The organism is Candidatus Aquicultor secundus (genome assembly GCF_002791875.1).
Classification (GTDB): Bacteria; Actinomycetota; Aquicultoria; order Aquicultorales; family Aquicultoraceae; genus Aquicultor_A; species Aquicultor_A secundus.
On the sequence record NZ_PFNG01000037.1, the window covers coordinates 1 to 8,868 of the forward strand.

Below are 8,868 nucleotides of genomic sequence, written 5' to 3' on the forward strand. Positions count from 1 at the left end.
TCGTGTTCTTCCCATGGCAACCATTCCTTTCATTACCTCGATTCTACAGGTTGCCATTCACTCTTAGCTACTGGTTCAAGCTGGCGGGCTCATATCCAAAAGCATGAGCAACGGTTGCGAGGTTATCTATGACATTCTTGTAAAAGGTAAAACCAGGGTTCTAAAAAAGAACTCTTTAAATGACGTAAAGCAACACATCGAGTCCGAGATAAAGTCAATTGCCATCGTACCCATTAACCTAAGGCAAGATAGGGCCTGTACGGTCGCTATTGGAAAGAAGACAGCGGGCTCCTTTACCGACAAGGAAATCCAATTACTCGAGCTGCTTAGCTCAAGAGCCGCATTTGCGCTTGAGAACGCCATATTGTTTAACAGGCTCGAGCAATCATACCTCGACACAATAGAATCCTTGGTAAAAGCTATAGAGGCCAAGGATAAATACACTCGCGGACACTCGGAGCAGGTCGCAACCCTTGCGCAAGAGATAGCCCTTGTTATGGGGCTGGATAAAGATAGGGCGGAGCGGATTTACACCGCCGGCCTCCTGCACGATGTCGGCAAAATTGGAATATCCAGCGGTGTATTATGTAAGCCGTCCACACTAAGCCCCGAAGAGTACGATGAGATCAAGCTTCATCCGATTAAAGGGTATGAAATCCTACGACCTATCCGCAGCTTTAACGATCTTGCGGAGATCGTTTTGCAACACCATGAGCGGTTTGACGGCTCGGGTTATCCACGGGGCATGCATGGACATGATATATTTTTTGAAGCCCGCGTTTTGGCTGTTGCGGATGCATACCAGGCAATGATCTCCAGTCGTCCATATCGCAAGGGGCTACCCATAGAGCAGGCCATACTGGAGATTCGAAAAGGCGCAGGCGGCCAATTCGACCCGGAGATAGCCAAAATCTTTATCGGCATGCTTAAACAAGAGCAGAAATCCTCTCGATCCTCAAAGCCTAAAAATATTCCCTCTGATTCGACAGTCCGCAGTTAATTGAATTCACTTCATGCTGTTCCCCATAATAGTAATAGTATTTGGGTACATTAAGTAGCGAACTACTTTAGTTGCTACTTAAATCAGTGTCTGAAGAATTATTTGGACCATGGTTTGAAGGGCTATTACATTGGAGGTGCCGGCATGAAGTTTTTGGTTATCGACAGGGGTGGAAGTATCGAACTTTCGCCGACCGAAGGTGAATCCCTGTTCATGCAAACCCGCGATTGGGTTAGGGATATGATGGACAGCGGAAAGATTGAGATGGCTTATGCGTTGTCGGGCGAAATGGCGAGCGTCATGATTTACAATGTTGAGTCGAACGAGGAACTTGATGATATGTTGCAGGATTATCCGCTCAGCAACTACTCGGTTTTTGAGGTTTACCCGTTATCGGATGCTCTTCGCTCGTTTGAGAAAGCGGCCGGTGTTTTCGGGATGAGAAGGCAGATGGCGGCGTAAGCGCAGGCTTTAAGACGAAAAATAAAAGCCGGTGTGGTAGCCGGCTTTTATTTGCAAATCCTGGTTTATCTTATATTTCATTTATTTCATTTGTTGGATTATTATTGGCTAGGCCCGCTCTTCGAACCCTGTACGGTCCACTGGCCTTTATCGTTCTTGATAAACGTCCAGGTCGCCATCCAAGTGCCGTTCGTGCCTAGGTTCATGGTTACGGGTACATTAGCTACGTTGCCGTTAATGGCCGGTGTGCCGACCTTATAGCCTACGAGGCCGTAGCCCTCACGCTGCTGGCCGAAACTGGTAGCGTCTCCCTGGCCCTTATTTGCATAAGATTGCAGGTCATATGCGGTTTTCCAGTCTTTGGCTATCCATGCTTTGTAATATTTTTCGCAGAACTGGTCAAGCGTCATAGTTGCCGGGACGATTGTTGCGGGATCTTTTGAGCTAACCGGCGCGCTTGATTGAGGCGCCGCTGCGCTTGGTGCAGTTAGCTGACCGCCTGTCTGAGGTGATGCCGCCCCCGGTTGAGCGGCCTGTCCTGATTGCCCGGTTTGCGGTACCTGGGTACCCGTGCCTGGTTGAGCCGTGTTTACCGACGGAGAATCTCCCTGTCCGAATGCCGCAAAAATCACTAAGGCAAGTACTGCCACACCGATTACTGCGATTGGAAGGATCTTTTTCAAATCCACGAACCGACTTCCTTTCTCTCGAATGTGAAAAAATACATTTGCTGATAATGTACCTTAAACTGCACTAGCTTTCAAGTATAAGACACGGCTGATATAAATTGCATGGGGCCATAGAAACCTCTATTGGTTTGCTCTAAAATATAGGCGACACAGCACTAGCGCGTGCTATAATGCTTAGAAGTGTTTGCTAGTACCAGCCGGGGTATGGTATCGGTTACGGATTAGGTGGCCGAGTACTAGTAATTATAAGTAACTATGAATAACTCACAGGAGGTAAGAACAATTGCTTAACTTAAAGAAATTACTCGCAATATTTGCCGTGGCGGCATCAATCTTTGTGGCAGCCGGCTGCTCATCGAACCAGGCTACGGTTCAGGACCAGAGTGGCGTCCAGACGGGTGTTGATCAGTCGCAGAAAGCACAGCCGACCGATCTGTCGGAATTACAAGCGCAGCCGCAGCAACCGGCCCAGCAACCGCAGGCGGCCGGCTATCAAAATATCGACGCCGCACAGGCCAAGCAGCTTATCGATGGTAAATCGGTCCAGCTCATCGACGTCAGGGAAGAGGATGAGTTTAGGATGGGCTATATTGCGGGCGCAAAGCTGATTCCGTTGGGCCAGCTTACTTCACGAATCGGAGAGATCGATAAGACGAAGCCGGTCCTTGTGTACTGTGCTTCCGGTGCGAGAAGCGCCGAGGCCGCGCAGGTTCTGGTCGCATCCGGTTATACCAAGGTCTATAACCTTGCAGCCGGCGTTGAGGGTTGGACTTACGGGTTAACCCAAAACTAGCAGGACGCTTGGTAAAGCGGCAGCTAAGTACCTATTTACAATAGTAGCGTTAAGAGTATAATTAAATGTATCTGAAGATATCCACGCAATAAAGACGGGTGAAAACCCGCCTTTATTGTATTCCCAGCCCTATAAAAGGCCATTCTGCTTATATTCACCTTTATATTCAGGCTTTAGTTCTTAGTCGTACGGTAGTTGATCGACAGGGTTTTAGCTTGCCAAATTTTCCTCTCTTTTTGCGAGACGCCTCAAGACGTCTATCGCCGCATCGATGTCAGGCACCACATCGTCGGGATAGCTTTTTGCGTATGTTATGACGCCCGCCGAGTCGATAACGAAAATCACGCGGTTCTCCCGCTGTTTTTCTTCGCTCCATACCTCAAAAAGGCGGCCCACATTTCCAAACCAGTCGGAAAGCAGGAGGAAATCGATCCCCAGTTTTTCTGCGAATGCCTTGTGAGACCATTCGCTATCTGCGCTTATGCCCACGACCTGGGCTTCGAGCTGGCGTATTTCGGGTAAGTGCTCGATGATACGGCCGAACTCCGAAGTTCAGACAGGTGAAAAGTCGTGCGTGTAAAAGGCTAACAAGATGTTCCGGCCGCGCAAATCCGAGAAGTGGCAACTGTTTCTGTCCTGATCCGGTAACGTAAAATCGGGAGCAAGTTCTCCAATTTCGAGAGCCATAATCCACCTCCATTCATAATGTTAGGTGGAATATTCCCATAATTGCGGTGAGTAATGCTTGATGCCGATTAATGGTCTTAATTTCTTTTGCATAAGTCTTTTGTTGCTGCTCTACGGCAATCCAGGCTTAGCTGATTTTACCAAGCTCAAGAAGGGCTTTTCTAAGTACATCCTTGCCCTTTTCGGTCATGCCGATAAGCGGGAGTCGTACCGGGCCGGCAGGTAGCCCCATCCAGGTCAAAGCCTGTTTTATCGGGACCGGGTTGGGCTCGACGAAGAGCGCGTTTACCACGTCGAGGGTTTTAAAGTGGATATCGCGGGCGGCGTCGATGCTGCCTTCGCCGACAAGTTTGACCATCTGATCTACTTCCTTGCCGATAACGTGGCCCACAGCGGCAACCGCTCCATGACCACCCAGGCACAGAAGCGAGAACGTAAGCGCATCTTCTCCCGCGTAAATATGGAAATTGGAGGCATGCGTGGCTTTGATTATCTTCATCGTCTGCAGGATGTCGCCGGAGGCGTCTTTCAGGCCGACGACCGTGTCGAGCTCGGCGAGTTTGAAAATCGTGTCGGGCTCGATGTTTCGCGAGGTTCTGCCCGGGATATTGTAGATGATTATCGGCAGATCGGTCGCATCTGCTATGGCTTCAAAATGCTTTATGATGCCTTCCTGGCTCGGCTTGTTATAGTAGGGACCGACCTGGAGCGTTGCGTTCACGCCAACATCCGCGGCCGCTTTCGTCATCTCTATTGCTTCTTTTGTCGAGTTCGAGCCGGTGCCGGCGATAACCGGAACCCGCCCGGCAACCGCATCGACCGTAATCTTTATCACGTTGACGTGCTCGTCGTGCGAGAGCGTGGGCGACTCACCGGTTGTCCCGCACGGGATGATTGCAGCGGCAGCCTGCTCATCGATCATATAGTCTATCAGGGTGCGAAGACCGGCTTCGTCGACTTCATAGTTATCGGTAAATGGTGTAATGATAGGGATAAGGCATCCCCTTAGATCCCATTGCTTCTGCCTCATGTTGACTCCTCCTCGTTATACATCTTACAATTTTACCCTTTACATGGGTAAATGCGTCAAGCATTATTAGGTGTTTTTTGGAAAGAATACCGTCCGAGTGAGGATGGGGCCTTACTTGCCTTCGGACTGTAAGAAATTCTCGATCTCTTGAAGGCCACGCTCGGTCTGGCTTTTTATGATCGACTCGGAGAGAAGCGATTGCATTTTTTTATGCGTGTCGATTATTTCGTTTAGTAAATCGTGTATTCGGTTTAGCTTTTCATGCTGGGCATCGGTCCAGCTGTTTGAATCGCTCATATAGCAATAGTATCATAAATTGCCAATTATTACCATATGATGCCAGAACATGCGGATGTCCTGATTGCGCCCTATCGCAAGGGTCACCCAGGTTCCGCTATACTATAAAGAATCGCAGCGGATTGGTGAGTTTAAGCCGGATTGGAGAACCTATGCAAGCAGGGGGAATAAACCTACCGGGAATCAAAGATGTAGTGCTGATCAGGGCTTTGTCGAACAGCGCCGACGGTGAGGTTGCTCTTAAGGCGGGCGATACGATTCAGGCGAAGGTTGTTGCGGCCTCCCAGGAGAGCGTTATTTTAAATATCGGCGGGTCCCGCATCAGCGCTTCGACGAATCTTTCTCTTAGTCCCGGCCAAATGGTGGCGCTGGTCGTTGTCGAAGCGGGTCCGGAGAAAGTGGTCTTAAAGCAAGTCGCAGAGCAGAACCCCGGCTCGGCCGCTTTAAAGTACGGCAAAGCCGATCTTGTAGCGTATCTACTGAAAAACTCCGGCCTGCAAAGTAGCGATGTCAAGAATATCGCAACGCTTGTCCGGGGGTCGAAAATCGATACGGGCGCAAGCTTTGCCGAGCTTGAGAAGCTTGTTTCATCGGCGCTTGGCAAGACGGATGTGCCGGATGAGCTTAATCTTGGCGCATTGCTCGATGAAATCGACGAGCTGATCGTTACTACGGGTGATAAGCAGGAGATAGTGGGCAGTCTGAAAGCGATGGCGAAGGCGATAAGCCATGAGGCGGGTGTGCTCGCTTTGCTTGAAGGTGGCGGGGTTGACGTCAACGATCTCAAGGCAAGCCTTTTGCAATCCCGTTCGGCGCTTACCGCAACTATCCGGAATCGTCCGCATTTGACCAGTATTGGGATATTATCAGCAGTGAAAGAATCGGTCGAGAAGGTGATAAGCATGTTTCATGCGGCTGAGGCGCTGAACCTACCGGTTGATCTACCGGCAAAGGGCTTTATATATCTGCCGCTTCCCGTGCGGTTGGGTAAGGATATGGGTACGGCCGAGGTCAAGATATTTAAGAAAGCGCCTGATGGCAGGGGCGGCGCACAACAATCATCGGTTTTTACCATCGGCTTTGCCCTGGACATGCCGTCGCTTGGTAAAACCAGGGCGTGGCTTGAGATGGCCGACAGGTTTGTAAACTTCTCGATGGCGCTTGAGAATACGGAGGCGATACGGCTCGCCGAGAGTATGCTTGGCGGGCTTAAGCAATCCCTTGAGGATATGGGTTATCAGGTGGGCAAGATGGCTGCGTTCGAGATAAAAGAAGACAGCCCGGTCAGCTTGATTGAAGAGAAGCTTGGTTTGAACCTTGCCGGCATAGATTTTAAGGCGTAATCATGCAGAAGGACAAAAAAAACGAAAAGACGAATAGAGCGCGCAAGGCCGTCGCGTTAGGGTATGACTCGGCTAACGATGGCGCCCCAAAAGTTCTGGCTAAGGGGTCGGGGCATGTGGCCGAGCGCATCGAGAAACTGGCAAAAGAGAGCGGGGTCGATCTTTACGAGGACGCCGCCCTTGTCGAGGCGTTAAGCGCCGTTGATATTGGAAAAGAAATCCCCGAGGAGCTTTACCGGGTGGTGGCCGAAGTGCTTGCGTTTATCTATGCCCTTGACGGGCGGCTCTCAAAGGCGGGTCTTTGATCCGAGATTCATGGCCTTTCTTCTGATCTCATCTTGCCTGAGCAGGCCGTCCTGTGCTCCGATATGGCCGACCACCGAAGCTGAGTTTATCGCGGCCATAAATATCGAGGTTTTCAAATCGTGTCCCATGGTCAGAGCGGCGATGAACGTCGAGCCGAAGGCATCCCCCGCACCCGTCGCATCCACAACCTCTGTTTTAATTGAATCCTGATGGTAGAACTCTTCACCGTTCGTCACGCACGCGCCTTCGGCACCGCAGGTAACAACTACAATTCCTGGCCCCGTCTTCATGAGTTCGCCTGCAAGCTGCCGGTTATCCGAGATAACGATATCGGGGTCTTTTGATCGCAGGATGAGGGTGGCCTCGGTCCGGTTGACGATTAAAACATCGATGATTTTGAGCAGCGGGGCCATATATTCATAGCCGCGCTCGATTTGTCCTATACCCGGGTTATTTGCTACTTTAATCGACTTGCTGTGCGCAAACTCTATCGCCTGCCTGTGTAAATCCGGCGCCTGCCGGCTTATCGGGCCTATATAAAACCAGGAGGTGTCGTTGATTTTATCCCAATCGCGGACCCTGAGGTCACGGTTGGCACCCGAGTAGAAAAGGATCGTGCGGTCACCGGCGCCTACCGGGATGATAATAACGCTGGTACCCGTGCGTTTACCCTCGTCAACCCAGATAAAGTCGGTATCCGCGCCTTCCTGAAGCATCTCAAGGATGATTCGTTCGCCCATCTCGTCGTTGCCGACGTTGATGTACGGTGCAACGCTCAAACCGAGGCGGGCGAAGGCGGTTGTCGTGTTGCAGGCGCCTCCACCGTTATGGATGTAGGCGTCCTCAATCGACACCTTTGCCCCAAGGGCGAAAGAGATCATTTTCCCCTCGATGCTGGAGGGATCGGGCAGCACCTTTGCCCGATTGGTGACGAAAAATATATCCCTGCTTGCGCTTCCTAATGTTATGACATCAAACATAGTAATACATATTCCCGAAGCTGTGGTGACAAAACGAGTCCCACGGTTGTTTTATCTTAACCGTTTAGTTAGGAAAGGCTACACCTTTTTATAGGGTCTGTCAAGCGACTTCAGCGGCCCTGTTCGGCTTCGGCGAAAAGCGAAATCTCGGGTTTCTTTTCTTCTCTATTGTTTTTAACCAAATCAGGCTGCAATTGAACGTTTTTCTAAGCCTTGATGACGATTGATGCATGTTGGAAGGCCCTTGGCAATCGTCGGGTAGTTCGGCTTAAAGCCAAGCTCGTTCTTGGTTTTAGTCGTATCCGCAGCGAAACTTGAGGTGCTGAACGTTACCATATCGTTGTTGATGAGGGGCGCCGTGTTCGTGAGGCGCGCCCATAGGGCGGCGAAGCCGGCGAGCACCCGGTAGAGGGCTATCGGTACCGACTGAGGCCTTGGTACTTGTAGGAGGTCGGCGAGCATAAAGACGAATTCTTTGTAACGGACCGGCATATCATCGGCAACATTATATATCTGTCCGATCGCCTTTTCGCTGTTCAAGGCCAAAAGCATCCCCTGGACTACATCATCGACATGGACCGGGCTGAAAACGTAGTTGCCATCGCCCGGTATCCGGTAGAGCCCCTGCTTTATGAAGGACTTCAGGGCTTTAATCAGGCGCATATCGGGTCCGTAGACCGTCCCCAGGCGGAGGATGGTGGGCGAAAATTTTCCGTGTTCTGCCAGCACAAGCAGGTGCTGCTCGCAGAGCTTTTTGTAAAGCGCATGAAAACAGTTTGGCTGGGTGGCGGCATCCTCCGGGTTGATGGGTTGTGACGGGGCGGTGTGCGGCCCTAGAACCAGTGGGAAGCTGGGGAAAATGAACCTTTTAACGCCGTGAGCGATGCATTCGTTTGCCACGTTGATGGTTCCCTCGTAGTTGATTTTTCTCAGGTCTTCCTCGGGGTCAGCGACGAAGAGGGCGGCCGCAAGATGAAATACCGCATCGACGTCGGCGGCCGTTCCGCTAATAGACTGAGGGTTGGTAATATCTGCAACGACAATCTCGATTGCGGGATTTTGAATGCTTCGCGCTTCTTTTTCGGACCTGACCAGCGCCCTTATGCTGTGTCCTTGCCGGACAAGCGAGGGAATAAGCTGAAACGCGATGTCTCCTGCTGCTCCGGTTACAAGTAGTTTCATGGTATCCCCTGGTGGCAAATTGGATTATTTCACCCTGTAGATACCCAAAAAGAGAACGATCTACTATTGCAATGATTATAATACTTTGAAAGCGGTGTT

Annotated in this window: 11 protein-coding genes; 5 read left to right on the top strand and 6 right to left on the bottom strand. The window is 50.7% G+C overall.

The annotated features are described in order from the left end of the window. The first annotated feature begins 103 nt into the window (after positions 1–103). Together COY37_RS01345 and COY37_RS01350 are read left to right on the top strand one after the other, a co-directional pair. On the top strand, positions 104–1,000 hold the full coding sequence (locus COY37_RS01345) for an HD domain-containing phosphohydrolase (RefSeq protein ID WP_286677621.1): 897 nt from the start codon (positions 104–106) through the stop codon (positions 998–1,000). Positions 1,001–1,144: 144 nt separating this feature from the next. Next, positions 1,145–1,462, top strand: coding sequence for a muconolactone Delta-isomerase family protein (locus COY37_RS01350; RefSeq protein WP_286677620.1), 318 nt, complete (start codon positions 1,145–1,147; stop codon positions 1,460–1,462). Between the two features lie 101 nt (positions 1,463–1,563). On the opposite strand, the gene COY37_RS01355 is transcribed toward COY37_RS01350, so the two are convergent. Then, positions 1,564–2,151, bottom strand: a complete 588-nt coding sequence (locus COY37_RS01355) for a hypothetical protein (RefSeq protein ID WP_286677619.1) — start codon at positions 2,149–2,151, stop codon at positions 1,564–1,566. 283 nt (positions 2,152–2,434) lie between these two features. Here COY37_RS01355 and COY37_RS01360 point away from each other — a divergent pair, with 283 nt between their 5' ends. Further along, positions 2,435–2,944 (top strand): rhodanese-like domain-containing protein, encoded by a 510-nt coding sequence (locus COY37_RS01360; RefSeq protein WP_286677618.1) that lies wholly within the window; start codon positions 2,435–2,437, stop codon positions 2,942–2,944. A 210-nt stretch (positions 2,945–3,154) separates the two neighbouring features. Here the strand turns inward: COY37_RS01360 and COY37_RS01365 are convergent, their stop codons facing one another. The 3 genes from COY37_RS01365 to COY37_RS01375 form a co-directional block, all read right to left on the bottom strand. Then, the gene (locus COY37_RS01365) at positions 3,155–3,631 is read right to left on the bottom strand and encodes a redoxin domain-containing protein (RefSeq protein WP_286677617.1); all 477 of its coding nucleotides are present in this window, start codon (positions 3,629–3,631) and stop codon (positions 3,155–3,157) included. 127 nt (positions 3,632–3,758) lie between these two features. After that, the gene (gene dapA / locus COY37_RS01370; protein WP_286677616.1) at positions 3,759–4,661 is read right to left on the bottom strand and encodes a 4-hydroxy-tetrahydrodipicolinate synthase; all 903 of its coding nucleotides are present in this window, start codon (positions 4,659–4,661) and stop codon (positions 3,759–3,761) included. Between the two features lie 111 nt (positions 4,662–4,772). Further along, on the bottom strand, positions 4,773–4,958 hold the full coding sequence (locus tag COY37_RS01375) for a hypothetical protein (protein WP_286677615.1): 186 nt from the start codon (positions 4,956–4,958) through the stop codon (positions 4,773–4,775). 152 nt (positions 4,959–5,110) lie between these two features. On the opposite strand from COY37_RS01375, the gene fliK reads away from it, so the two are divergent. Then, positions 5,111–6,301: a flagellar hook-length control protein FliK gene (gene fliK / locus COY37_RS01380; RefSeq protein WP_286677614.1), complete on the top strand. Its 1,191-nt coding sequence runs from the start codon at positions 5,111–5,113 to the stop codon at positions 6,299–6,301. A 2-nt stretch (positions 6,302–6,303) separates the two neighbouring features. Beyond that, complete coding sequence (locus COY37_RS01385) at positions 6,304–6,606, top strand: EscU/YscU/HrcU family type III secretion system export apparatus switch protein (protein ID WP_286677613.1); 303 nt, start codon at positions 6,304–6,306, stop codon at positions 6,604–6,606. Here the strand turns inward: COY37_RS01385 and COY37_RS01390 are convergent. Both COY37_RS01390 and COY37_RS01395 read right to left on the bottom strand, forming a co-directional pair. Then, positions 6,589–7,587 carry a carbohydrate kinase family protein gene (locus tag COY37_RS01390; protein WP_286677612.1) on the bottom strand — a complete coding sequence of 333 codons (999 nt, stop codon included), beginning with the start codon at positions 7,585–7,587 and terminating at the stop codon, positions 6,589–6,591. The genes COY37_RS01385 and COY37_RS01390 overlap by 18 nt on opposite strands. 183 nt (positions 7,588–7,770) lie before the next feature. Then, complete coding sequence (locus COY37_RS01395) at positions 7,771–8,769, bottom strand: NAD-dependent epimerase/dehydratase family protein (RefSeq protein WP_286975663.1); 999 nt, start codon at positions 8,767–8,769, stop codon at positions 7,771–7,773. Positions 8,770–8,868: the final 99 nt, after the last annotated feature.